Below are 25722 nucleotides of genomic sequence, written 5' to 3' on the forward strand. Positions count from 1 at the left end.
ACTTGAGATCCGTGGGGTGCTGTATTGTGATAATATCCTCCAGAGGATTGAAATTTTTAACTTGGAAAAATATCAAAGTCTCTGCTTCAACCTATGAATCTGGATTTTAATCTATGATTTATGGGATCAAAAAATTATGTGTAACTAAAAAATTATGACTAATATATTTTTCCTGCTCATACTATTTTCTTCGCTTTTAGGGCGACTTAAATTTCCTGGACTCAATATTGGTATTCATTATTTATTACTTCCTGCCTTGAGCTTTGGTATAATTAGTTTGTCTTTAAAAGACACAAGAGAAACTATTAAAAAAAATAAAATTATTTTGATGTCCTTGGGTCTATTATATTTATGGATGTGGGTGTCTTCATTATTTAGTCAATTTCCCACTACAGCTATTACTTATAGTCTTAAATATTCTAGTTATTTTATATTATTTTTTGCTTTTCTAGTCTTAACTTTTAAAAGGCTCAAAACATCATCTTTAACATTTTACTATCGTTGTATATTGTACTTACTACAAATAATTGCAATTTTTGGTTTTTTAGAAGCTTTAGTTCCCAATCACTGGATTTTTGAATTATTAAAATTTCCCAGCTTTTATCCCCAGATTGGTTCAATAATGCAAAATCCTAATCAGTTTGGAGTAATAATGGGTATTGGTTTATGTTTAAGTCTGATTCTAGAAAAACAAAACAAGATTTCTCAAATTGAATTATATATAAGTGAATTTCTTTTTTTAATTTGCCTAGCGTTTTCTGCAAGCAGAAATGCTTGGATAATTTTTATTTTTGGAATAATTATTTTATTGATATGTAAAATTATTAATTTAAAAAAAATGATTTTTATTATGAGCCTCTGGTTATTTTGTATTTTATCTATACCAGTATCTACATATAGAATCGGTTTGGGAGATAGTAAAATATTTCCATTAATTAATTTATTTTTCGCAAATCCGATTGAAATAGCACTTCCTAGTCCTGTAGGAACAGCGTTGTCAAGGTTTGCTCTTTGGCAAGCAGCCCTTAGTGAAACCATTAAAAGACCAGTCACTGGTATAGGTATAGGAGTTTTTGCAGAATATATCGGAGTGAAAGTTTTTGGAGCTAAAGGTTTTCACGCACATAATATATTTTTAAATGTCTTAGTAGAACAAGGAGTTCCTGGATTATTGATTTTTAGTAACTTTTTAGTAAAAATAGCATCGAAAGTTAAATATGCTAACCCTGTGGCGATCGTTCCGATTATGATGTTTTTAGCATCTCAAATACCCGATTTTTTTGCTGAAGATTATACCTTTACAACTATTGAATTTTATTTTATCGCAGCAGCTATCAATTCTAGGAAAGTTGTGTCTGAAAATTCAGGAGTGCAATCTCTGACTCCGCTGCTAGGAACTGAAATCTAATCATTTTGTCACGTAGTGAATAAATTAAATTAATTACAATGCTTAAAACACATACCATAAATCGCTGCCATTTTAACTTAATATTTCCCAATATCTTTGGTTTTAAGGGAGGTATTCAAGTTTATTCAATATTTTTGCTGAAAGCATTACAAGATTTATATCCTGAAGCTAATTATGATGTATTTCTCAAGTATGACAAACAAAATTTAAAACAACAGCCAAACTTGCAATTTCTAACTTCAACAAGATTTCATTATTTTGGACATTTGCCAAGATTATTGCAAACTCTTTTATTTGCTATCAAAATAATTATTTTTGCTATTTTTCAACGTCCTACTATAGTCATATCAACCCATGTTAACTATGCCGTTGCTTGTTATGTTCTCAAACTGATAACCGGGATTCCCTACTGGGTAGTTGCTCATGGTTTAGAAGTTTGGGATATTGATAGCAATCTGACAAAATTAGCACTACAAAAAGCAGATAAAATTATTAGCGTTAGTAATTATACTCGCCAGCGCTTGCTTGCGGAAACAAATATTGATGCCAAGAAAATTGTGGTTTTGCCTAATACGTTTGATGCTAAACAATTTCAAATCAAGCCTAAACCCAGCTACTTACTCAAACGATATAATTTAAGAGATGAACAGCCTGTAATTCTGACAGTAACCCGCCTGGGACGTATGGCAAAATATAAGGGGTATGACCAAATTATTCATGGTTTAGTTAAAGTGCGATCGCACATACCTAATGTTCACTTTATTCTTGCAGGCAAAGGTGATGATTTACCTCGAATTAAAACTCTAGTTAATAGCTTAAATCTCCAAGATTGTATTACCATTGCAGGATTTGTACCAGATGAAGAGTTGTGCGATCATTACAATCTCTGCGACGTTTTTGCGATGCCTAGTAAAGGAGAAGGATTTGGTATTGTTTATCTAGAAGCTTTAGCTTGTGGTAAAGCCGTTTTGGCGGGTAATCAAGATGGTTCTATAGACCCATTAGCTGAGGGAAAATTGGGGTGTTTAGTTGACCCTGATAATGTCGAAGAAATTGCCGATAACCTAATTCAAATTCTGCAAGGTGATTTCTCTAATCCATTGATTTATCAACCAGAATACTTGCAACGAAAAACTATCGAAGCTTATGAATTTAGACAGTTTCGGGCAAGTTTAGCAAAGTTATTTGGCTTCGTAGGTAATAGGGAACAGCCAATAGGCAACAGGCATTGAAGAAGAATTCAGAATAGCTGAATTCTTCTTCAAAGTTGCTTTTCTTCTAAGCGCAACATGGCTTATTAACAACCTTGGCTACCCCAGTCGAATTAACTGTAGTCACCAAATTCTTTTCTGGTGCCGTATCTCCCACCTTCACCACAAACACTTCCCAGCGGTTTCCATCTGGATCTGTTACCCAAACTTTATCTTGTAAAGCGTAGCAACAATCAGTGTTGTCTTCGGTAAACAATGCTAGTCCTGCATCAGTAAACCTTTGTATCGCCGATCGCACTTCTTCTGTACTTTCAACTTGTACACCCAAATGAGACAATGCACCACCAGTCTGGATGCTAGCAGCTAGATTCAATGTCAAATTTAAAGCTGGACTGGAAATATCAAACTTCGCGTAGTCATCCTTATATTTCAATGGTTCCACGCCAAACATTGCCCGATAAAATGCCACAGACTTTTCAATGTCAGTAACATTCAAAGCTATATGAGTTTTCAGCAATGCCATAATTTTGCTCCTTGTAATCTTTAAATATTGATAACTATCAATATTGACTTATATCAATATCTTGCCAGAATATATTGATGAATGTCAATATAACAATATGAACTTTCCTAAACAAATTTCCACTTGTTGTACACCACTGTTGTCATGCTGCATCAAGCCTGAGGAAGCAGCCCAAACAGCAGCGATTTTTCGAGCCTTAGGAGAACCAGCACGGTTGCAATTGCTGAGTCTGATTGCCAATCAACCAGCGGGTGAAGCCTGTGTTTGTGAGTTAACAGAACCTTTGGGATTATCCCAACCCACTGTCAGCCATCATCTGAAGGTGCTGTACGAAGCAGGTTTGTTAGAAAAAGAACGACGCGGCACATGGATTTACTATCGGGTGGTTGCTGAACGGATTGAAGCTTTGCGAAACGCTTTAGCGCTACCTCAAAAAACCCAATAAACATATTTCTGAAAGATTCCTAATTACGAATTACGAATTACGAATTACAAATTACACCGTGGATCTGGCAATGTTGCCTTTTCTGGCTCCCTTGGGAACCATGCGGCCGTTCGCTTACAAACCTCAACCAGCATCAACATTACTGGCACTTCGATTAAAACGCCTACCACTGTGGCCAGTGCGGCACCAGAATTTAAGCCAAATAGCATTACTGCTGTGGCGATCGCCACTTCAAAATGATTGCTGGCTCCAATTAATGCTGCGGGCGCGGCATCCTCATAAGCTATATTTAGCTTTAAGGCTGCCACATAACTAATCAAGAAAATAAAATTAGTTTGGATAAATAGTGGCACGGCAATTAACAAGATGTGCAAAGGATTGCTAACAATCAATTCACCTTTAAAAGCAAACAGCAAAATTAAAGTAATCAGCAAGGCACTAATAGCAATTGGACTGAGATACTTTAAAAATCTGCGTTCAAACCACTCTCTACCTTTGTATCTGAAAATCCAATAACGGCTGTACATTCCAGCTATTAAAGGCAATCCGACATAAATCAGCACCGACAAAACAATCGTTTGCCAGGGTACTGTTAAATCATTTGCCGCCAGTAACCACCTGCCTAAAGGTGCATACAAAAACAGCATCGTCAAAGAATTAACCGCCACCATCACCAAAGTGTGTCCCTGATTGCCATAGGAAAGATAACCCCACAGCAGCACCATTGCAGTACAAGGAGCAATTCCCAGTAAAATCGTACCAGCAATGTAGGAATTGGCGATCGCTACTTCACTACCCCGAATTAATTCACTACCTGTAATTAGCGGCCGAAATAACCAACCCAAGAAAAACTGGGAAAATGCCACCATCGTAAATGGTTTAATCAACCAATTCACCACCAAGGTGAGAATAACTGGCTTTGGGGTACGCATAGCATTTGCAGCTTGGGTAAAGTCAATTTTTACCATGATGGGGTACATCATAAAAAACAGACACACTGCAATGGGAATTGAAACTTGATAGATACTCAACGCATCCAGCCCCGCCGCCACCCCAGGAAATAATCTTCCCAGTGTAATTCCTGCCAAAATGCACAAAAACACCCAAACCGTCAGGTATTTTTCAAAAAAACTCAGATTACTCCCTGCTTGTGCTGGGGCTTTATTCGCCTGCGGATTTGTACTCATTGATGTAAGCCTAAAATATTATTGAGGGCTGGGGAGTGCGAAGTGGGGAGATGAGGGAGCAGGGAGCAGGGGAGAAAGAGCTAATTTTTCATTCTCCCCCTTGCGCCCTGCCCCCTGCCCCTCTGCCTCTTCCCAATGCCCTAATCCCCATCTCCAGCTTTCCAAGCGATCGCTTTGCTTGGTTCGGGATCGGGTAGCTTGAGAGAAATTAATGCTGCTGCTAGGACAAAGAACATGGATGTCCACAGGCAACCAACTAAGCCGAAAAACTGATATATCAAACCTGATAAGACAGTGCCAGCTAATCGACCACCAGAGTTTGCCATGTAATAAAAACCGACGTTCAACGCTACTTTGTCATCATCAGTAAATGCCAATACTAGATAAGAATGAACTGCTGAGTTGAAGGCAAACACTACACCAAAGACGAGGAGTCCGCCAACGATGGCAATATTGGCTCTTATACCTAGTTGGAGAGCAAGAGCGATCGCGGCTGGAACTACAGTGAGGGTAAATGTCCAGAATTGGATGGTTTTTGATTGCGGTGGACGACCAGAACCAAATCGCTGAATCAGTGTTGGCGCCAAGAACTGAACAAGACCGTAACCTATCACCCAACAAGCCAAGAATCCACCAACTTGATAAAACGACCAACCCAAAATTTCACGTAAAAATACTGGTAATGCCACAACAAACCAGACATCCCTGGAACCAAATAAAAAGAATCGGGCAGCTGAGAGAATATTGATCTCTTGGCTCTTAGAAAAGAGTTGGCTAAACTTGACTTTTTTCTTGATTTTGCCCATTCCTTTAGGCAGCAGTAGCCCAGTGAACATAATCAAGAACAGTCCCCCTGCCATAATCCACAGGGAATTGACGAACCCAACCGAAGCCAAAAGTGCGCTACCAACAAAGAAGCCAACTCCTTTGAGAGCATTCTTAGAACCTGTCAGTACTGCCACCCACTTAAACAAAGATGACTGGGCATCCTGGGGCACCACCAACCGAATAGCACTTTTAGAACTCATCTTCGTTAAGTCTTTGGCAATTCCAGAAAATGCCTGTGCCACCATCACATAAACAACTGCCAACCACTGTACCCAATCGGGATTTAGCCATGACAGCATGACTAAAGAGAAAATTTGTAGCCCGATGCCAGTATAAAGGGTAACTTTTAGTCCTAATTGAGAACCAATCCAACCGCCTAAAAAGTTCGTAATAATTCCGAAGACTTCGTAGAACAGGAATAAAAAGGCGATTTGCAGTGGGGTATAGCCAATTTGGTTGAAATAAAGCAGCACCAGCATTCGCAGGGCGCCATCGGTGATGGTGAAGCCCCAATAGGCGAGGGTGACTAGGATATAGTTTTTGAAATTGGCGCTAGAAGCTGTGGTAGAAGCCATGAGGGAGTGGGGAGATGAGGGGCAGGGGGGCAGGGGGGCAGGGGGAGCAGGGGGAGTGGTGGAGGCAGGGGGAGTAGGGGGGCAGGGGGAGAAAGAATAAGCTGTTTGGCCAATGCCCCATTCTGATTACTTTTTCAAACTCAGAGCTACTTTACGGGCGAGTTCAACCATCCGGTTGGCATAGCCCCATTCGTTGTCATACCAGGCAAGTATTTTCACTTGCGTCTCGTCTACCACCATCGTCGAGAGGGCATCAATGATGGAAGACCGAGGATCGTCTTTGTAGTCGATGGATACTAAAGGACGCTCTTCGTAGCCGAGAATTCCTTTGAGCGGTGCTTGCTCGGAAGCTGCTTTTAGTAAGTTATTAATCTCTTCTACGGTGGTGGGTCGCACAACTTCAAATACACAGTCTGTCAAAGAAGCGTTGAGCAATGGCACTCTTACTGCTATACCGTTGAGTTTGCCGTTGAGTTCTGGATAAATCAGTCCGATCGCTGTTGCCGATCCAGTGGTGGTAGGAATTAAGGACAGACTGGTAGCCCGTGCGCGGCGTAGATCTTTATGAGGTGCATCTACGATGGTCTGAGTATTGGTATTGTCATGGATGGTGGTAATAATTCCATGTTTAATGCCCAAGCCTTCATGGATTACCTTCACAACTGGAGCCAAACAGTTAGTTGTACAAGAAGCAGCGGTTAGGAGATGATGTTTTTCTGGCTCATAGAGGTAGTCATTAACCCCCATAACGATATTCAAGGCTTCTTCCTTTACCGGAGCAGCCACAATTACCTTTTGTACTCCCCGCTTAAAATACGGGTCTAGGGTGGCGGGAGTCCTAAACTTGCCGGAGCATTCCAGCACGAGATCAACGCCCAATTCTTCCCAAGGAACTTCACCAGGTTGGGAATGTTCGCTAAAGCTCAGGGATATACCATCAATCAGGATGCGTTCCCCCTCTGCTTCTACTTCCGGTGACCAACGCCCGTGGACAGAATCAAATTTGAGCAAATGAGCCGCTGTGAGTGCCCCGCCTTTAATCTCGTTGATATGCACAAACTCTAGCTCTGACCAACCCCAAGCAGCCCGCAGAGCAAGCCGTCCAATTCTGCCAAATCCGTTGATGCCAACACGTACTCTCATCGGTTTTCCTAAGTTTATTTAAATCAACAAAATCTGAGTTTATGAATGCATGTTCAATTAATTGGTAATACCAAACTGATTCAATAATGCGTTCTGAATAATAACTTTAGTTCTTGATTTTTAAGCACTAAAATACCTACTACTAACTATTAAAAAAGCCAGTGTTTTTTCCGAATTTATCGCAACATTCAACGCATCAAAAGCAATAGGTAACTCGATAAACTTGACACCATTTTTGTTGCAAGTTTCGATCTCTGCTTTCAAGTGGGACGCGAGGGGTGCTGATATCTGTCTGTTTGCTACAAAATTTTTAAACCCGGCGCTAGTACTGGAAAAGTTAACTACAACCTGTTGCTTTCGACTAGATGAATTGGATGCAATACGCTTGGGTTAAGGCTAAAACTCTTGGTCAAAGTCAATTTTTTGAACGTAGACGCAAAGCGGCTTGCCGCAGGCTACCGCATTCGCGTAGCGTCTCGTCAGAGAAGGACACAAAGAGAAGAAAGAAAGGCTTAACTGAACTGTATTGGAATTGGATATGTCTGTGCAACTGCTAACAACAGCCACACTCCAAATGCGAGAGCCAATTTTTTTGGTATCGCTTTCATTGAACTCACCTTTATAGTTAATTTTGAAGGTATATTTATATCATTTCAAAAAAAATTGATGTGTCAAGATCAAGCATAGCACTATACACAAAAATTCATCAAAAAAAATTGATGTATTCAGTAGTTGTCATCTAACCTTGAGAATCTCGTTTGCCCAAGGTGTGGATAAAACTATTCCTAATCGCAGCAGGGACGTGCAGATGAGATGACACTATTACGGCTAAAATCTGCCAGATATTCTTCTAAAACACTAAATTGGGGCAAATTCAAACTGTAATAAATCCAGCGTCCTTCTTGACGCGAGTTAACTAAGCCAGCTTCCTTGAGGGTTTTCAGATGAAAAGATAATTTCGACTGACTTACCCCCAAGGCATCGCACAAATCACACACACATAATTCTCGCTGTCGTAACAGTTCCAATACCTTAATTCTGAGTGGATCGGAAAGGGCGTGAAAGCCCGCAGCAATTAAATGAGGAATAGTGGCAGCGGGGGTTTGCATGAATTAGGTTTTAATAATCAAGGAAGAATTCTTTTTATATGAGAATAGGCAAGTATTTTTTCATCTATACTTACCAAAGGAACGTTATAAATTCTTGCTGTTGCAACGATAATTCTATCGGCTGGATCTTTATGAAAATCCCCTGGAAGTGAGTAGGAATCAATGGCGATTTGGGGAGTGATTGATAGAAGAATTACTCCCTCTTGTGCGAAAGCAATATTAAACCATTCTTGAATAGAACAAGGAAGAATTAACTTATTTTGGGTAACAAGTCTGCTAATTTCTAACCAACTTATGGAGCAAACACCTAAACCATAAGGTCTTTCCCTATTTATTACCTTACGGTGAGCAGGAGTCAACTTTGAATCATTGTGATTCCACCAAATCCAAAGATGAGTATCAAGAATAATCACAAATCATTCTCTTCCAAATTCTGATTCATTTCCCAATCATCAGGAGAAATCACGGGTTCATTCGGATCTGCCAAATAAGCATAGGGTTGCATATTCACAAGAGGATTAATGGCAAATTTGCTTTTATTCTCAGAAGAATAGCTCATTTGCCCTAACTTTTCTTGGATACTTTCCCTCAAAATAGAAGAAGCTAGTTCTTCAACAGACATTTCTTTTAAAGCAGCAGCTTTAATTAGAGATTCTTGAGTTTCTTGACTGATGTAAATATTAGTACCAATCATTTTTAACTCTATCTAGTTTTTTACATGATATCAAAGATCATCTAATCAACTAACGAGATCGGCGATCGCTCCTGAAGTAGAAACTACAGTTTCCGGTTGATAGCGGATGCCAGCTTGCTTGAAGCGATGTAAAGCTTCACCCAAGCGATCGCAATCTGCTATCAAACTAATTCTGACATACCCTTCACCCGCAACCCCAAAGGCGTTACCTGGGGTAACCACAACGCCAGTTTGCTGCAAGACATTCAGGGCAAAATCTGTAGAACCTATCCCCACAGGACATTTCACCCAAAGATACATCGTTGCTTTGGTTTTGGGGATATCCCAACCCAGCTGTCCTAATCCTTCAATCAGGAAATCCCGACGAGTCCGGTAGCGTTGTTGTACTTCATGCAAATACACATCTGGTAGTTGCAAAGCGGTTTCGGCGGCTGTTTGCAAGGCGGCAAAAATGCCGTAATCCAAGTTAGTTTTTAGCGTCCGCAAACCTTGGATTACATGCCGATTCCCCACCACAAACCCGACGCGCCAACCAGCCATGTTGTAGGTTTTGGATAAGGTGTGAAATTCTACACCAATTTCCTTGGCGCCGGGAATTTCTAACAAGCTAGTGGGTTGATAACCATCAAACGCTAACTCGGCGTAACACAAATCATGCACCAGCAAAATTTCATGTTTGCGGGCGAAGGCGACGATTTCTTCAAAGAATTCGCGGGGGGCGGTGGCGGCGGTGGGATTGCTGGGATAGTTGAAGTAGAGGATTTTGGCTTGTTGGGCAACTTCATCGGGAATGGCAGCTAAATCGATTAACCAGTCATTTTCTGGTTTGAGAATCAAGCTGTGGATTTTTCCCCCGGCGATCGCTGGGCCGCGAAAATGGGCGGGATAAGCGGGAGAAGGAACCAGAACCACATCACCAGGGTTAATGTAGGCGATCGCTAAATGAGTTAATCCTTCTTTGGAACCCAGCAGTGGCAAAGCTTCGCTATCAGGATCGAGAACAACATCATAACGCCGACGATACCAATTAGTAATCGCTCGGCGGAAACTCGCAGTGCCTTCAAAGGGAGGATAACCGTGATTGGCGGGATTTTGCAAAGCAGCGATGGCCGCTTCTACCACTGGTTGTGGTGTTGCACCATCGGGGTTTCCCATACCCAAATCAATCAAATCTAACCCTTGTTCCCGTGCTTTAGCTTTTAGTTCATCTAAACGGGCAAATACATAAGGTGGCAGTTTTTGTATACGTTCTGCTGGCACTATCCAATTTAAACTACTCATTCTTCAACCTCGTCACTCATTCCCTTGGGCGAAACTCGATTCATCGTATCTTTACTATCTATAGGTGCAGTGGTAGAAACCATTGCCGCCATCAATTGTTCCAGCGCGACTTTAAAAGGTAGTCGATGGATGTCAGAATTAGGAGCTAGGGCAACTTCAGCGGCGGTTTGCAACTCACCTAATGTTATATTGCCCAATCCCAAATCACTTAATTTTTGGGGTAGTCCAATTTCTGCGTAGAACTTTAACAACTGCTGTCGTGCCGATGCTGCTAGTTGATTGTTTTGTAGCATTTCTTCTAAACGCAGTTGCACCAAAATTCCCAAAGCAACTTTTTCGCCATGAATACTGCCGTGTCCCGAAATGTGCGTTAAACCATTATGCACCGCATGGGCAGCAACAGTGCGACACTGCGCCCCTCCAAGTCCCCCAACTACGCCCGCGAGTAACACAGTCGCATCTACGACTTCTCGCCAAACTTCACTACCTGGTTCTTGGAGGGCGGCGGCTGACTTTTGCAAGAGGATATCTCGCAAAACTCGTGCTTGTTGGAGGGCGGCAATAATTAAAGTGTCTTGTAGATGCCCACTGCTAACTGAGGCTTCGTACCACTTGGCGATCGCATCACCAATTCCAGCTACTAAAGTATGTTGTGGTGCTGTTTTAATCAAGTCATAATCAAGTATCAATAAATCGGGACAACGAGACAGCCCCACATCATAAAGAAATGCCCCGTCTTCTGAATAAACATTCGACAAGGCACTCCAAGCTGCACAGGTAGCCGCTGAAGTCGGAATTGTCACCACTGGCAACTGTAACTGTTGGGCGAGTAATTTCGCTGTATCCAGGGCTTTGCCACCACCAACACCGATAATCACATCAGCTTTATGTTCTTTGGCTGTCTTGCGTAAACTTTTCAAACTAGCTTCGCAGCAATCTGCACCATAGGAAAGTTGGGCAGAATGTAACTGTTGCGTTTCTAAAATCGGTTGCAGATTTTCTTGGCTGATAGCGAGAGTGCGATCGCCTGCCACAATTAAAGGCCGATTTCCCAAGCAGGCAATTTCTGACGCGGCTGCTTGCAACACGCCAGAACCACGGATTACTTTTGCTGGGGCAACTGTGAGCGTAAATAACGAACTAGAGGTTTGAGTAGACAAAGAAGGTTGAGTAGAAAATTTATTAGGCATATAAACTAGTTTGCCAAAACTTTGATATTTCTTAATCAAATTGACTTGGGGTTAGGGATACTTGTTGCCAAGCTGATTTAAAGATGGCTACAAATTTAACACCCCTTCACTTAGATTTTAGCCGTGCCATGAAATAGACAAAGCCTGTTGCCCACTGGTTAAGTAATTTGACGACGTTGCCTGAATCGATGATGCCCATTGATCTGAAATTCCGAACTATCAAAGTTTTGAATAACCGTATAATTAAATAACATTACCACTCTCAGATTCCCAAAAAAAGCGATCGATATCTGAGAATCTCTTCAGTAGTCGCACCATTTCAGGCAATCCCAGCTACAGAATACATAAGCTAGGAGCGTACCTTTGTAGGTCTCTACAGCTAACTCAGCTGCAAATATTTTTGAATATGGCAACATTGGTAACTAGGAAAACAACTGACAAATCACAACTGTCAGTATCCATAACCCTGACACTGATTAACTTTTGCCTACAGCCCAACCACTAAAGTGTAAACATCTTAATCTAAAAATAATCTTTAAAGTATCGGTAAATACAAAATCAATAATGTCATTCTGATAACAAGCATTAGGGATTGGGGACTGGTGACTGGGGATTGGGTATTGGGGGAGATGGGAGGACAAGAACACGAATTAAAATAAGTTTTTCCCCTCATTCCCTTGTTCTCTTTTCATGCCTAGTCCCCAGTCCCCAGTCCCCAGTCCCCAGTCCCCAGTCCCCAGTCCCCAGTCCCCAGTCCCCAGTCCCCAGTCCCCAGTCCCCAGTCCCCAGTCCCCAGTCCCCAGTCCCCAGTCCCCAGTCCCCAGTCCCCAGTCCCCAGTCCCCTTAACCCTTAGATTTCGGCAATTGGGCGAATTTGTCTTGATAAATTTCCACTTTTATTGGGGAGTTGTCACGATAAACGAGCGATCGCTTGACTTCACCCAAGTAAACTGGTACTGAAATCCCTGGCTCTGGATGAAGAATGGTACGGGCGCGAACTGTTAACTTATCGTCTTGGAGTGTACCAGAACGACCATAAGAATAAAGATTGCTAGCTGCTTGACGTAAAGTTGCTTCTAATTCTGTAGGAGAAATTTTGGGTGATACGGCGATCGCCGCTTGTGTTGAACCATTGTCATAAACTAGACTGTAGCGCACTGCTCCCGGAATCACAGTGCGACTCAAGGGGACTATGGAGAGTGCAAACAAACCAGCTGTTAGCACCACCATAAAGCCAGTCGTGCCCACCAGGCGGAAGCGGATGCCCCATTTGAGAACAAAACCCAACACTGCTAAGGCAGCGAATACCAAGGTAGCTATACCCGACCATTGGGTGTACTGAAAAAAATCAGCTGTTGTGAGCATAAAGTTGATTGCTGAGGCGTCTTTTTTTTGTTACCGACAACCCCATTTTACAGAGACTCGATACTTTTATTCCTTGCTTATGCGATCGCCTGCAACAACATCCCTGCTTTTACAATACCTTTGACTGTGGCAATTCCTACTAATCCAGTGCGCGATATCAATTGCACCTGTGGAGAGTTAGCTTTATTGACACCCATTGCCCTAAATTCGGCACCTTCTTCTATATTTCCGATATCAACACCACCAAGCCAAATTTTTGCTCGATTACCACTAATTTCGGTAATCACAGCATCGGCGGTGGTATTTGCTCCTTGGAGGAAAAATATAGGTTGCGTTTCATACCCACTTTGGGGCTTGACTTCCAGGATGGGTGTTTGTTCGTAATCTTCTTCAGATAGATACTCAAGTACTTGGGCGATCGCTTTTTCTGGTGTGCTGCTATTTTGCCAGAGATAACGTGTTAGTGGGTAACTAAACGCTCCTGCATAGAAGCCATTAAATCTCGAATCGGCTGCGGTTTGTTCGGGGTTTGTGGCTGCGAGTACCACGCCTTTAGCAACTCCCGCCCGATAGCGTCGGGTAAATTCTTGAGGTGAAAGGTTGAGTTTTGATAGCCATTTTCTTTGATAGTCTTTTTCGTTTGCGGAAATTTGGACTGAGTTACCACCACGGCGCGATCGCACTTTGTAGCTGCGCGTCGCCCCACCCGAAAAACAACTATCCAAAACGGCTGTAAAATTTTCACTTTGACAAGCTGACATCAACAAAAATAACGTGTGCCCCATGATGTCTTGCACTGTACCGCTTTTTTCGGGATAGCCAGCAGGCAAACCCGAATCCACAGGTACGAAAGTACCGTTTAATCCTAGTTCCTCAGTTATGGGATGTGGATCGTAAACCTGGGAACCATGCCCGGAATAATGAAACACTACCACATCATCGGGCTTGGCTTGTTTAATCAAATGTTCTTCAAATCCTTGGAGGATGCCAGTACGAGTTGCTTTTTCATCTGTCAAAGTTAAAATATCTGTTGGCTGAAATCCAAAGCGATATGTAAGCAAATGCCGCATCAATTCAGTATCGTTAACACATCCCCGCAGTGCGTCTTCTCCAGGATATTTGTTAATCCCAACCAGCAATGCAAGTTTACGTGGTGTAGTTTTTGCGAGAACTTGACCAAAGCGATCGGCTTGCGTAAAGAATTGACTTAATCCAAACCCCGCAACACTCGAACCAGTAATTTGCAAAAATTGACGGCGATTGAAAGTCATATTTATTACTTACATCCCAAAGATTTTTTCCAAATTATGGCATCTCATGTATGTAAATCGCCATATAAAAGTGTAATTTTTTACTGAATGTTTAAGAATACAATTATCAAAACTAATGCAAAATTGTGGAAAATAATTTAATGCAGAAATTCCAATTTCATTCCTGAAAAATAAACATACAAAAGGGCATCTACAAGAGATGCCCGTCATGCAGGAAAACCCTAAAGGGCTATCCCTACACCTTCCCAACAATCAGCAACAGTGACTAATTAGGTTTTAGTCACACTCACAGTCACAGACGTGAATATAGTTATATTATTAACTTAAGGCTTTAAACGTCTCCAGTGCATACACTGAAAAAGAATTCAGAGACTTCGATTTTAAAAAATACCCAATTTGTAGCTAAAAATCTACGATTGACGCACCCTAAGAACTTGTTCATTACCCACTCCCTAATCCCCAGTTCAATGAGATGCAAGCTTTTCTTGTTGGTTATAACGATGAACTACTCCACAAGTAGCAGCCAAAATTAACCATGAAAGGGCATTCAAACGAAAATCGAATAGGGTTACGTCTACGGTATTCAATAGAATCCAGCCCACAACGGCCAGAAGATAACTGAAAATTAGCAATCTATCTTCTGTATATATGTGTTTTGAATTTCGCAGTAATTGGACTCCTGTAATCAAAATCCAACCCAGTAAGCCGCAAAATAAAAAAGTAGTGATAAAACCAGTCTCAGCAGATAACATTAAAAACAAATTGTGGGGATGACCCAACTTAATTTGCATTTGTGCTTTGTAAAGTACAGTAAAACTACGTAAACCCCAGCCCGTCCAAGGATGTTGCCAAGCCAACGACCAGGCAAACTCCCACTGAGTTTTTCGCATTAAAGCCACTGGTCTACCTGGATACATATCATCGTTTAACCTTGCCCAAAAGAAAGCAGGAACGTACCGGCGAAAAAATTGAGCGATCGGTGAGGGAGCAAAAGCTGCCAACATAACGCTAGTGACGATACCGACGACGCCACCCACAAGAATCCGCCAACCTTGGTACAGTGCATAAGCTAAACAGGCAAAAATAGCGATCGCCCATCCATTACGTGAATTGGTGAAAATTAAGGTGATGAAATTCGTAATCACCGCCAAGGTTAGGAAGAGGAAGGGGAGTGGGGAGTGGGGACTGGGGACTGGTGACTGGGGACTGGGGACTGAATTCTTCCCAATACCCAATCCCCCATACCCAATACCCGATCGCCATTGTTCGAGCCACAACCCAAGACTAAGGATGAAAACTATTACTAAATAGGCAGCGAAGGTGTTGGCGTGCAAGAAAAATGAGGCGATGCGGCCTGGTGGATTTCCTCCTGGTATAATTGTCCAACTCAATACAACCCAGATAAACTGGAACTTAAAATTCCAGCCCAAAAATAATTGTCCTAAACCGAGAGTCGCCACCGGCATCGAACCGATTACCAAAGCCCAAGACATTTGCCGCAATTGGGCAGTTGTTTGAATCAGGGTGCTGAAGGCGGCGAAAACTAAAAAGAATGGTAAAAAATTAAATAAGCCGAGGAAAGCTTCTGTCTTGTTCTGGGCAAACCCAGCACTAACAATCAGCAACAGACTCAAAAGGGCAAATCCCCAGTTGAGAGGGCGGCGGCTAATTTGGTGGTTTTGTTTCATCCAAGTGAATAATGATACAAAACCTATAGTCACAGCCCCGACTAAAGGACTCAACGGGAAGATTAACAGTGCCAATAAAGAGTAGTTCCAACGGGAGTTGAAATGGTAAAAACCTTTGTTCAAGCTGGCTCCCAACATTCAGCACGAGTGAGACGAATTTGAGCTAAGGCGAAGATGGTAGGAATGATGCGACCATAGTTAGTAGCGATCGCTCTCCACCCTAAGTCCGCAAAAAACCAAGCCCACATCATCGGCCCAATCACGGTAAATATACTACGGACTGCTCCATAACGAGCTGCACTCACAGTCATACCCCGTCTGGCCATTTGCATAGTTACATAGCTTTGAAATTGGGTTGTAGCAGCTTCAGCACCTGTAATCGCCGCCTGTTTAGCTACTTCGTAGGTAGCAAGATGTATGGCAAATTGACGAGCAATTTGCTTCAGTACAAGTGGCTGGAGCATGGAAGTCACAACTAATGCACTACCGCCTTTAAAAAGTAACCCCAAGGGATCGCGTTGCAACAAAAGTGGTAAAGGTTCTTTTAGTTCTGATTTGACAAGGTGATGCTGCACCCGTAGAGTCAATTTTTGCTTTTCCTGTTCCGGCAATTTTTTCCACACCTGTCCTAGTAGATGCAAAAATACTTCTGCTTCTAAATCAACGGTTGTCAACTGATTAGAATAAGGAATTTTTAGATACTTACATACTTGAACGAGTGCTTGTCGGTAAGTTACTTGGTCTGTGCGTCCCCGCAATACCGTCATCCCATCTGCCGCTAAAAAGCGGAAGCGACCTTCTAGTGCGTCTAGCCAAGCTTTGCGGTCTTGGCTTTGCACTTCGATGGGTTCGGGTGTATGAACGTAGTCTAGGGGATTGAACTTACGACTAAATAAAATTGCCGTCAAGTCTTGTAATTCTTCTTCGGTCGCTAACTCCAGCGCCGCCCTCATCTCATCCAATTTCCCTTCCTCCCTTCCGTGCAGCTTTTCTGTACCTTATTCTACTATTAGCTTTCAGCAGTCATTAGTATTGACTTCCCTAACTTGCCGTTATTTGCAGTGATGTAGGCTTGCTGCATGAGCAGTAGTGACTTATGTGCGGGGATTTCTCCGTACTAGGTTAGTCCTTCGTGTTTGCAATTATTCCCACTAAATAGCACGTATTTATTTGAGTTTACCAGCTTAAAACCTGCAAGCGTGGTTTTCATCGATAGCATATAGCAGTTTGCAATTGCGTGGAGTAGGGGCACAACATGTTGTGCCCCTACCGTGTATCTCATTCAAATGAAAATCGCTATAAATGCACATGTAAATCAAGCTAGACATTAATGTAATCGATAAATTACATACCGTTGTGACAAAAATAACCTTTTAGCCAATCTCTATTCCCATAGAGACGCGATCAATCGCGTCTCTACCTACTGCCTATTTTCAAGACAGTCCGTCTACCTCAGATAATGTGAACTTTTTAAAAGTTTTTACTCAATCATTTCATCTGTCGCTAGACTGATTTGACGGTCTAGTAAGTTATTATTTTTCTGACTTCCTAAATCAATGTGCAACAAATAATTTTTCTCTATGAAACAGAAACTTTTGTCGCAAACTCAAAAGTGATCTTAGTTACCAACAAGGTTTAATTTCACTAAAAATTTCTGACTAACGCAAGTTGTGTGATTGCTGTTAATCTTGATCCCCGAAAGATTATGCTGCGTTTTATGTAGATTTCTGCCAAAAAGGCAGGAATTTGAAATAATAAGTATTATAAATATAAAATGTCGGCAGTCTATCAGTTTAGTCAGTGCGGTTTTAATCAGTCATACTGTAAAACAGTATAAACTTTAACTAAAATCAGCACAACAAAATGTTTGATATTCTACCCTAATAAAAGGCTAGTTTTAGGGACTATTGCATCTATCAGTTGAATTACTTTTAACTGATTATCATCACAACATTGCCATCTAAAAAAGTTGTTTACTTCACTAATCATTGACTGGATTAAAAAAGGAGTTTAAAAAATTATGAAAACTGTAGTTAATTTAACTCAGCAATCAGTAATAGGAGAGATTGAAAGCGTTTTGGATACATATCCATACCATCCATATCAACAAGCTTTTGCGATTCCTGACTTACGCCAAGAGCTAATTGCTTTCGTCCTCAACCGCATTCCCTCTTTTTATAGCGTCATATCTGACAGACATATTTCCCTAGCCAAGGCGGAACAAGAAAGTTTGCTAAATTATCAGTTGCCTCGTAAACCTTTAGAGCAGCAACTACATTTACAAAATTTGATTCACCAAGGTATTTGTTCAATCGTTCAAGAAAAGTCAGATTGGATTAGCCATCACCTTTGTGAAACAGTTCAACCCGGTTGTGAACCCTCTCACTGGTTTGGTTAACGAGTCGCAAAAGTCCCCACCTTTTCACGAAAATCTTGATACCTCGGTAGGTTAGCACAGCTGTGCTAATCTACCGAGGTATCTGTATCAACTTTCAAGTGAAATGGGATCGCGACTCGTAAGGGAACTCCAAAAAATAAATTATTCCAATTTCTGGACTCAACGGGACTGTTCTTTCCCCCTGCCCCCTGCCCCCTGCCCCCTGCCTTCACAGTGATGGAATATTTTTTTAGTTGGAAGTCCCTAACTTTCCTCTAGTAATTTTTTTAGTGAATTTTTTCATCAAAGATTCAGTATATTGCTCTTGAAGTGTAAAATTTGACAATTAATATATTCAAAGGGCATTGCCAGAACATGAGAAAAATAACTGCTGTGACGCTGGTAAGTATAACTATGACTGTTGGGATGGAAGCATTAACACCTAAAGTCAGTAATGCCCAATTATTTTATCCACCAGCGAGCGATCGCCATTCAATAATGGTAATGGGTCAAGGGGTAGTAAAAGCCCCAGCAGATACAGCGGATATTGAATTAGTATTCAGTAGTAAAGATGGCAATGATGAGTTAGAAGCGCAACCATCAACGCTATCGCAAGTCCGCCGCAAAACTTTACCAACTCTACTTTTAAATGACAAAACACCAATAGGACAAATTCCACCTCTACCGGCTTTAGTAAGCAAAAACACCCTGACTAAAGCAAGTCTCCAGCCGATAGTTGATAGCATAGTTGCTAGTGGAATTAGTTCTGATAAAATTCAAGTGCAAGTTAACACTAATTCCAGTGAAAATAATGCCAAAATATTGGTGAGAGTGGAAAAACCAACCCGCGATCGCATTCAGGAAATTGTTGGTAAAGCCAACACAGCGACGAGCAAACTCGAAAACTTGACTATCAAGAGTGTGGGTGTGGAATACGCAGTCAATGATTGTCAAGCTTTGCAGAGTTCAGTTTATCAATCAGCAATGAAAGACGCTCAAAGTCGCGCTCAAGCTTTAGCGACTGCTATGGGTGCGAAACTTGGCACTCCTTCTGTAGCCGAGCCATTTTATACATTATTCTATCCTTCATGTAATTCCAAAGCTGGAGTTTCTTTACCTTCTTTTGCTAGTTTTTTATTAACACCAACTTACGATCCAGATACCCCGGCGGAAGTAGAGATGAAAAAGGATATTTTTGTGACATATACAACTAAATAAGTATTTGTATTCGGTGCGATCGCACTTAAATTAGCCTGAAATGGGAAAGTGCGATCGTTTAAGTGTAAAAGCGACTGGGGATTAGGGTTTAGGGATTGGGTGTCAAATCAATACTGCTCGGATAAGCAGGGGAGGCAGGGGAGGCAGGGGAAGCAGGGGAGGCAGGGGAGGCAGGGGAGGCAGGGGAAGCAGGGGAAGCAGGGGAGGCAGGGGAGGCAAAACTCAACGCCAGCCTCCATTTCTCCCCGGCTATTGAACAGCTTGCCTCAACCAAGAAATTCCAAAACCTACCCAGTATTGGGTGTCAAATCGAAAAATTATCGTGGTTGCTCATTACCCACCACCAAATTTTAAAAAACTTTTTCCCAGTCCCCATTCCCCATTCCCCATTCCCCATTCCCCATTCCCCAGTCCCCATTCCCCATTCCCCATTCCCCAGTCCCCATTCCCCATTCCCCAGTCCCCATTCCCCATTCCCCAGTCCCCATTCCCCCTAATTCATTTGATTGCGAAACTGATTAATACTGATACTCAGTAGAACAACTGCAAAAGCAATGAGTGCCAAAACATTAACCCACAGCACATCTAAACCGACACCTTTAAGTAAAATACCTCTAACAATAGTGATGTAATGACGTAAGGGATTGAGTAAAGATATTATTTGAAAAAAGGAAGGCATGGCTTCAATGGGTGCAATTGCTCCAGAAGTTTGCACCATTGGCATATTAATAAAAAATGACATGAGTACAACCTGTTGTTGCGATCGTGAAATTGTTGCTAACATCATTCCTAAACTAATTCCTACAAATAAATATATACCAGATAGCCCAAAAAACAGTAGTGCATTTCCCATAAAAGGTAGATCAAAGACCAATTTTCCTAAAGTCAAAGCCAGCAAAACATCTCCCATTAGCAAGAACACTAATGGTAAAATTTTCGAGAGTAAAATTTCCCAACTTGTCGCTGGAGTCATGAGCAATTGTTCTAAAGTTCCCGTATCTTTTTCGCGTACAACTATGACTGCTGAAATAAGTGTGCTAATCAGCGTTAGTACTACGCCCATGACTCCAGGTACAAAAAACCAGCTACTCGTTAGCCCAGGATTGTAGAGAAACACCACTTGGGTTGACACTGGTAAATTAACTTGGGTATCTGCCAAGCGAATATTATACTGTTGGACAATCTGGGTTATGTAGCTTCTAGCAATACCTGCTGTATTTGCATCTACTCCGTCAATAAATACCTGAATTTCAGCTTTTCGGTTTGCCAGTTTTTTCGGAAAATCTGGTGGTATTATTATACCCAAATTTAACTTGCCTTCTTCTACTTGACTAGTTAACTCCTTCTCATTTATTGATACAGATTCCAGGATAAAAATCTGATTCGAGGTTATTGCCGTTATTAGCTCTCGACTCGCTGCTATATTGGCATAGTCAATCACCCCTAATTTCAAATTATGTACATTAGGATTAAGTGCAAATCCATAAATCAATAATTGGAATATTGGTGGTACTATTAATAAAACAATTAATTGTTTATCTCGTAAAATCTGATTGATCTCTTTGCGAACTAATGCCCAAAATAAATTATCAAATAGTCTGAGAATAAATTTCATTTTATTTGTTGTAGTGTAAATTATAAAAGATATAAAACAATTTAATTAGGCAATTGCATCCGGTTTAAAGCTTTACGAGATAGATTAAAAAATAAAAATGCAAATACAAATAATATTAACAAATCAACCAAAATGTCTGTCCATCCCGTGCCTCTGACAAACACACTACGAGTGATGTTAATAAAATAACGAGTTGGAACCAAAAGTGACACGAAAGAAAGAGGAAAAGGAATGTTATTGAGAGGATAAATAAAACCAGATAACAACAATGAGGTAATAAAACCAATCAGAGCCACTCCTTGTACGGCTGCATTTTGATTACTACTCCGCACTCCTAACAGCAAACCAAATAAAACACTATCTGCAAGAAATAAAAATGTCCCAATTAATAAAGGAATCGGATTGCTGATTAAGTAAACTTGAAAAATTAGCGTCCCCAATCCTATAATCACTAATGCTTCGACCCCAGCAACAATCAGATAAGCTAGTGCTTTTCCTAGTAATAATTCACTAGCAGTAATACTGGAAGTATATACTTGAAGGATAGTGCCTTTTTCTTTTTCACGCACCATTGCAATTGCTGCCAGCAAAGATGGGAAAATCCATAAGACTACTGCATATACTCCTGGTACAACATACAATCTCTCTTCGCGGCCAGGATTGAACCATAGGCGTATCCGAGGAGTAATGCTGCTAGTAGTTGGCACAAGCCCTTGCTCTTGTGAGAAAAAAATCGTCACTGCTTGAATACTATTTTTAATCACACGAGCATTATTAACATCTGTGGCATCGATTAGGACTTGCACTACAGTATTTCTGTGAGCTTGTATATCCTGACTAAATTCAGCAGGAATAATCACTGCTACTTTGGCAATACCTTTGTCGATCGCCTCCTGTACTGAATAATCTGCTGCCCATTGTTTGGGCAGAAATTGATTGGTTGCATATAACCTCTCAATATAACTACTACTGATATTTGTGCGGTCAAAATCCTGCACTATTAAGGGAATATTTTTACTCTCCAACCGGATGGCAAAGCCAAAAATCAATAGCGTTAAGAATGGCAATAGAAATGCTAACGCCAAAGTCAGGCGATCGCGGCGAAACTGTACTAATTCTTTGGTACATTGAGCAAAAATACGTTTCATAGCGATTCCAAATTATATTTTTTGTGCGCGTTGCACTATCCCAATAAATGCATCTTCCAAAGAAAAAGAAATAGGGCGCAGAGATTTAACCCTCAGGTGGGCGGATTCTAAAATTTCCAGTACTTGGGGAATTTCTTCGTCGGGTTGGTCAAGAACAACGTGTAAACTATTGGCAAAAATCGATACACGCCACGGCTCTAGATGTTTTTTCAGTAGCTTTGAGGCGGCTTGATTTTGATCAACCACAATTTCGATCAGTTTTCCTGGTTGGGAGGCTTTAATAAAACTAGGTGAACCCTCTGCCATAGTTTTCCCAGCTACCATAAAGCTCATGCGGTTACACTGTTCCGCTTCTTCTAAGTAGTGAGTAGTCACTAATATTGCCGTGCCGTGACGAGCAAAATTATTAATCAACTTCCAAAACTGACGACGAGCAAGGGGATCTACTCCTGATGTCGGCTCATCCAGAAATAAAATATCTGGTTCATGCATCACCGAAGCACCAAAAGCTACTCGCTGCTTCCAGCCACCGGGTAGCTGCCCCGTGAGCATCTTTTCTTGCCCCTCCAGTCCACAAGTAGCAATTACCCAGTCAATTTTTTCTCGACGTAACTTTCGGGGTACGCCGTAAACACCACTATAAAACTCCAGGTTTTCTAAAATTGTTAGGTCATCGTAGAGGGTGAATTTTTGGCTCATGTAACCGATACGCCGCCGAAGTTCGACACTACGCAGGTTTCCCACTTCGCCACCAAGGGAAATTTCACCGCTACTAGCTTCTACCAATCCACAGAGCATTTTGATTGTGGTAGTTTTCCCCGCACCGTTGGCTCCTAAAAGACCGAATATTTCGCCGTAGCGCACCTCGATGTTGACGTTTTTGACTGCTTGGAATTTGCCAAATGTACGGGTGAGGTTGTGAGCAGAGATCGCAATATTGGAGGAGTCAGGGTTTTGTTGCCACATTTCCCCCTTTTTCCGTGTCCCGCCTCTATAACGGGGAAACTCAAACAATTCTGATGCTCCTCCCTGCTGCCGTAGACGCGCAACGAAAACGTTTTCTAGTGTGGGTTCGCCACGTTCGATGGTGGAGGATGCTAGCTGATGCTGTTGTAACAGTTGCTGTACCTGTGTTTCACCAAGATTAACATCCTTAACGAGGACATCAAGGCGATCGCCAAACGTCTGGACATCCACGATATTTGGTTGTGCTAAATGTGATAATAATTGCTCAGTCTTTTCTATGTTAGGTGTCCGGACTTCCAAGCGTTCCAAGCCGAGACTAGCACGTAAAGAACCAGGAGTACCAATTTCTTGAATTTGACCACTGTACATTAATGCTACGCGATGACAGCGCTCAGCTTCATCTAAGTAGGGCGTAGCCACCACAATAGTCATGCCCTCAGCTGATAGTTCTGACAATACATCCCAAAATTCCCGCCGAGAAACCGGGTCAACGCCTGTGGTGGGTTCATCGAGCAGTAGAAGTTGTGGTTGGGAAACCAAAGCACAGCATAGGGCTAGCTTTTGTTTCATCCCACCGGAGAGTTGCCCAGCCAAGCGATCGCTAAACTGCTCTAAATTCATCAAGTGGAGGTATTTACGGCGACGTTCCTGCAACAAATCATCGGCTACTTGCCGCAATCCTGCTGCATAGCGTAAATTCTCATCAATACTGAGATCCAAGTATAAAGAAAACTGCTGCGTTAAATACCCCGTCATCAAGCGAGCATCTCGTGCAGGTTGACCAAATACCCGTACTTCTCCGGCTGTGGCCTCCATTAGTCCGCCGAGAATATGAAAGGTAGTGGTTTTACCGGCACCATCGGGGCCAATCAGCCCAAACATCTCACCTGACCGCACTGTAAAATTAACTCCCCTGACTGCCGCTACTCCACCATAGTGTTTGTGCAAGCCGTGAACTTGGATGACTTCAGTGGAGAAACCATCGTTTAGAGGTACGTTAGGAGGAGCAGTTATTGCTTGGTGGTTCACTGGTTTCACCCTTCACCCTGCAAAGAAATTTCTGCATCTCCTGGCATTCCAATCTTGGCACAAGGCAAATCTGTGCCAGCGTAGGGTAAATTGGGGTTAAAGCAGCCAGCCGGGTTTTCAACACTAATCCGAACACCAACCACTTGCTTGACTCTATCTTTCTGAAAATAGATATTTTCTGGCGTAAACGAGGCTTGTGGGTCGATGGCAATCACCTTACCTTTGAGAGGTTTATTGGGCGCAGAATCGAGAAAAATTTTGACTACCTGACCCAAGCGAACTTTGCCGATATCTCCTTCGGGAATAAAACCTCTCAGATAAATTGTCTTCGGGTCAACCACTGTCAGAATTTTGGTTTGACTACCTACTACTGCGCCTGGTTCAAAACTGCGGACAGTCACAACCCCGTCTAGGGGACTAATTACATTGAGGTCTTTCTCGGAATCTTGAATCTGGATCAGGCTTTGCTGCTTAGTTGCTTGGGCATCCTTGACTCTTGCTTGGGCAGATTTCACTTTTGCCCAAGCAGATTTTAGCTGGGCGGAGGTTTGATCGCGTTTTCTTTTGAGCGCTTCTAATTGGGCGTTGCGAATGTTAGGGTTAAAGCCTGTGGTTTGCGCTTGGGTTAGTCCCCCTTGGGCAGCGCTTAATTGTTCCCTAGCAGCATTTATTGCTGCCTGTCGTGCCTCTTGGGTCGCTACTGCCGTGTCTAAGGTGGTTTGTGCTTGGTCAAATTGCTGTTGATTAATAGCGCCCTCAGCTACCAGTTCAGCATAGCGATCGCGATTAATTTTTGCGAGATTGACTTCCGCCGCCGCCTGCTTTGCCTGTGCTTGTGCTTGCACTAGTTGCGCCCTTGCCGCCGCTACGTTGGACTTAGCCTGCTCAACCTTACCTTGGGTATCTCCTTGTGACTGTTGTAAATTTAATCGGGCTTCTTGAATTTGGCTGTTGATTTGCTCTATTTCGCTTTTTACTCGTTCCACATCTGAATATGCCTGCTGTTCATCGGATTGCACAGATGCCAATTGGGCCTCAGCAGCGCGTAGTTGTTGTGCGAGTAATTGATCTTCAATACCATCGAGCTTGATTAATCGCTGCCCTTTCTTAACTGCTGTGCCTTCCCGCACACCGATCCATTCAATCCTACCGCCTCTCTTGACACCAATTTCAGTTTCATAGCCCTCCATCCGCCCATTTACATGAATTACATCGGTTCTTGGTTGCCCTTGCGATCGCCAGATTGTGTAGCCAATACCTGCTGCCAAAGCCAGTACCACTACCAATAGTGAAGGCAACGATAAAAGACGAGGCCGAACTTTAGAGGGCAGCACTGGAGCATTCGGAAGAGTATCTGTAGTTGTGGAGGCAGTTTGAGCCATACTATTACCTACCCTTGATCATTAAGGCTTATATCTGCAATAATTCGATAAATTTGGTGCTTGCTTAGG

The 25722-nt window shown here is 42.1% G+C and carries 22 protein-coding genes; 5 read left to right on the plus strand and 17 right to left on the minus strand.

Going from position 1 to position 25722, the window contains the following annotated elements:
* Positions 1–154 precede the first annotated feature (154 nt).
* Both IQ276_RS00300 and IQ276_RS00305 read left to right on the plus strand, forming a co-directional pair.
* Positions 155–1408: an O-antigen ligase family protein gene (locus IQ276_RS00300; protein WP_235115312.1), complete on the plus strand. Its 1254-nt coding sequence runs from the start codon at positions 155–157 to the stop codon at positions 1406–1408.
* A 38-nt stretch (positions 1409–1446) separates the two neighbouring features.
* Positions 1447–2640 carry a glycosyltransferase gene (locus tag IQ276_RS00305; protein WP_193923729.1) on the plus strand — a complete coding sequence of 398 codons (1194 nt, stop codon included), beginning with the start codon at positions 1447–1449 and terminating at the stop codon, positions 2638–2640.
* A 46-nt stretch (positions 2641–2686) separates the two neighbouring features.
* Here IQ276_RS00305 and IQ276_RS00310 read toward each other — a convergent pair whose 3' ends face one another.
* Positions 2687–3142: an ArsI/CadI family heavy metal resistance metalloenzyme gene (locus tag IQ276_RS00310; protein ID WP_193923731.1), complete on the minus strand. Its 456-nt coding sequence runs from the start codon at positions 3140–3142 to the stop codon at positions 2687–2689.
* Between the two features lie 43 nt (positions 3143–3185).
* On the opposite strand from IQ276_RS00310, the gene IQ276_RS00315 reads away from it, so the two are divergent.
* Positions 3186–3587: an ArsR/SmtB family transcription factor gene (locus IQ276_RS00315; protein WP_235115313.1), complete on the plus strand. Its 402-nt coding sequence runs from the start codon at positions 3186–3188 to the stop codon at positions 3585–3587.
* 44 nt (positions 3588–3631) lie between these two features.
* On the opposite strand, the gene arsB is transcribed toward IQ276_RS00315, so the two are convergent.
* The 12 genes from arsB to IQ276_RS00375 form a co-directional block, all read right to left on the minus strand.
* The gene (gene arsB, locus IQ276_RS00320) at positions 3632–4774 is read right to left on the minus strand and encodes an ACR3 family arsenite efflux transporter (protein WP_193923740.1); all 1143 of its coding nucleotides are present in this window, start codon (positions 4772–4774) and stop codon (positions 3632–3634) included.
* Between the two features lie 140 nt (positions 4775–4914).
* Positions 4915–6177 carry an organoarsenical effux MFS transporter ArsJ gene (arsJ, locus tag IQ276_RS00325; protein ID WP_235115314.1) on the minus strand — a complete coding sequence of 421 codons (1263 nt, stop codon included), beginning with the start codon at positions 6175–6177 and terminating at the stop codon, positions 4915–4917.
* 126 nt (positions 6178–6303) lie between these two features.
* Positions 6304–7320: an ArsJ-associated glyceraldehyde-3-phosphate dehydrogenase gene (locus tag IQ276_RS00330; RefSeq protein ID WP_235115315.1), complete on the minus strand. Its 1017-nt coding sequence runs from the start codon at positions 7318–7320 to the stop codon at positions 6304–6306.
* A gap of 785 nt (positions 7321–8105) precedes the next feature.
* Positions 8106–8429: an ArsR/SmtB family transcription factor gene (locus IQ276_RS00335; RefSeq protein WP_193922239.1), complete on the minus strand. Its 324-nt coding sequence runs from the start codon at positions 8427–8429 to the stop codon at positions 8106–8108.
* 17 nt (positions 8430–8446) lie between these two features.
* Complete coding sequence (locus IQ276_RS00340) at positions 8447–8842, minus strand: type II toxin-antitoxin system VapC family toxin (protein ID WP_193922238.1); 396 nt, start codon at positions 8840–8842, stop codon at positions 8447–8449.
* Entirely contained in the window at positions 8839–9123 is a 285-nt protein-coding gene (locus IQ276_RS00345; RefSeq protein WP_193922237.1) for a hypothetical protein, read from the minus strand. Before IQ276_RS00345 ends, IQ276_RS00340 begins: the two co-directional genes overlap by 4 nt.
* Positions 9124–9168: 45 nt before the next feature.
* On the minus strand, positions 9169–10404 hold the full coding sequence (locus IQ276_RS00350) for an aspartate aminotransferase (RefSeq protein ID WP_193922235.1): 1236 nt from the start codon (positions 10402–10404) through the stop codon (positions 9169–9171).
* Positions 10401–11594 (minus strand): iron-containing alcohol dehydrogenase family protein, encoded by a 1194-nt coding sequence (locus IQ276_RS00355; protein WP_235115316.1) that lies wholly within the window; start codon positions 11592–11594, stop codon positions 10401–10403. Before IQ276_RS00355 ends, IQ276_RS00350 begins: the two co-directional genes overlap by 4 nt.
* A gap of 843 nt (positions 11595–12437) precedes the next feature.
* Positions 12438–12959, minus strand: coding sequence for a Ycf51 family protein (locus IQ276_RS00360; RefSeq protein ID WP_235115317.1), 522 nt, complete (start codon positions 12957–12959; stop codon positions 12438–12440).
* A 77-nt stretch (positions 12960–13036) separates the two neighbouring features.
* Positions 13037–14230, minus strand: coding sequence for a caspase family protein (locus IQ276_RS00365; RefSeq protein WP_193924874.1), 1194 nt, complete (start codon positions 14228–14230; stop codon positions 13037–13039).
* A gap of 464 nt (positions 14231–14694) precedes the next feature.
* Positions 14695–16056: an O-antigen ligase family protein gene (locus tag IQ276_RS00370; RefSeq protein WP_235115318.1), complete on the minus strand. Its 1362-nt coding sequence runs from the start codon at positions 16054–16056 to the stop codon at positions 14695–14697.
* A complete protein-coding gene (locus IQ276_RS00375) occupies positions 16038–16880 on the minus strand; it encodes a YaaW family protein (protein WP_190878351.1) in 843 nt (280 codons plus the stop codon). Before IQ276_RS00375 ends, IQ276_RS00370 begins: the two co-directional genes overlap by 19 nt.
* Positions 16881–17938: 1058 nt before the next feature.
* On the opposite strand from IQ276_RS00375, the gene IQ276_RS00380 reads away from it, so the two are divergent.
* Positions 17939–18316: a hypothetical protein gene (locus IQ276_RS00380; protein ID WP_193924652.1), complete on the plus strand. Its 378-nt coding sequence runs from the start codon at positions 17939–17941 to the stop codon at positions 18314–18316.
* Positions 18317–18709: 393 nt separating this feature from the next.
* The gene (locus IQ276_RS00385) at positions 18710–19513 is read left to right on the plus strand and encodes an SIMPL domain-containing protein (RefSeq protein ID WP_235115319.1); all 804 of its coding nucleotides are present in this window, start codon (positions 18710–18712) and stop codon (positions 19511–19513) included.
* A gap of 493 nt (positions 19514–20006) precedes the next feature.
* Here IQ276_RS00385 and IQ276_RS00390 read toward each other — a convergent pair whose 3' ends face one another.
* From IQ276_RS00390 to IQ276_RS00405, 4 genes are read right to left on the minus strand one after another with little or no spacing between them, the layout of a single operon-like run.
* Positions 20007–21128: a DUF2705 family protein gene (locus IQ276_RS00390; RefSeq protein WP_193912899.1), complete on the minus strand. Its 1122-nt coding sequence runs from the start codon at positions 21126–21128 to the stop codon at positions 20007–20009.
* Between the two features lie 41 nt (positions 21129–21169).
* A complete protein-coding gene (locus IQ276_RS00395) occupies positions 21170–22276 on the minus strand; it encodes an ABC transporter permease (RefSeq protein ID WP_193912901.1) in 1107 nt (368 codons plus the stop codon).
* Positions 22277–22288: 12 nt separating this feature from the next.
* Positions 22289–24256, minus strand: a complete 1968-nt coding sequence (locus tag IQ276_RS00400; RefSeq protein ID WP_193912942.1) for an ATP-binding cassette domain-containing protein — start codon at positions 24254–24256, stop codon at positions 22289–22291.
* 20 nt (positions 24257–24276) lie between these two features.
* Positions 24277–25653, minus strand: a complete 1377-nt coding sequence (locus IQ276_RS00405) for an HlyD family secretion protein (RefSeq protein WP_193912903.1) — start codon at positions 25651–25653, stop codon at positions 24277–24279.
* Positions 25654–25722 lie beyond the last annotated feature (69 nt).

Source organism: Desmonostoc muscorum LEGE 12446 (genome assembly GCF_015207005.2).
Taxonomy (GTDB): domain Bacteria; phylum Cyanobacteriota; class Cyanobacteriia; order Cyanobacteriales; family Nostocaceae; genus Nostoc; species Nostoc muscorum.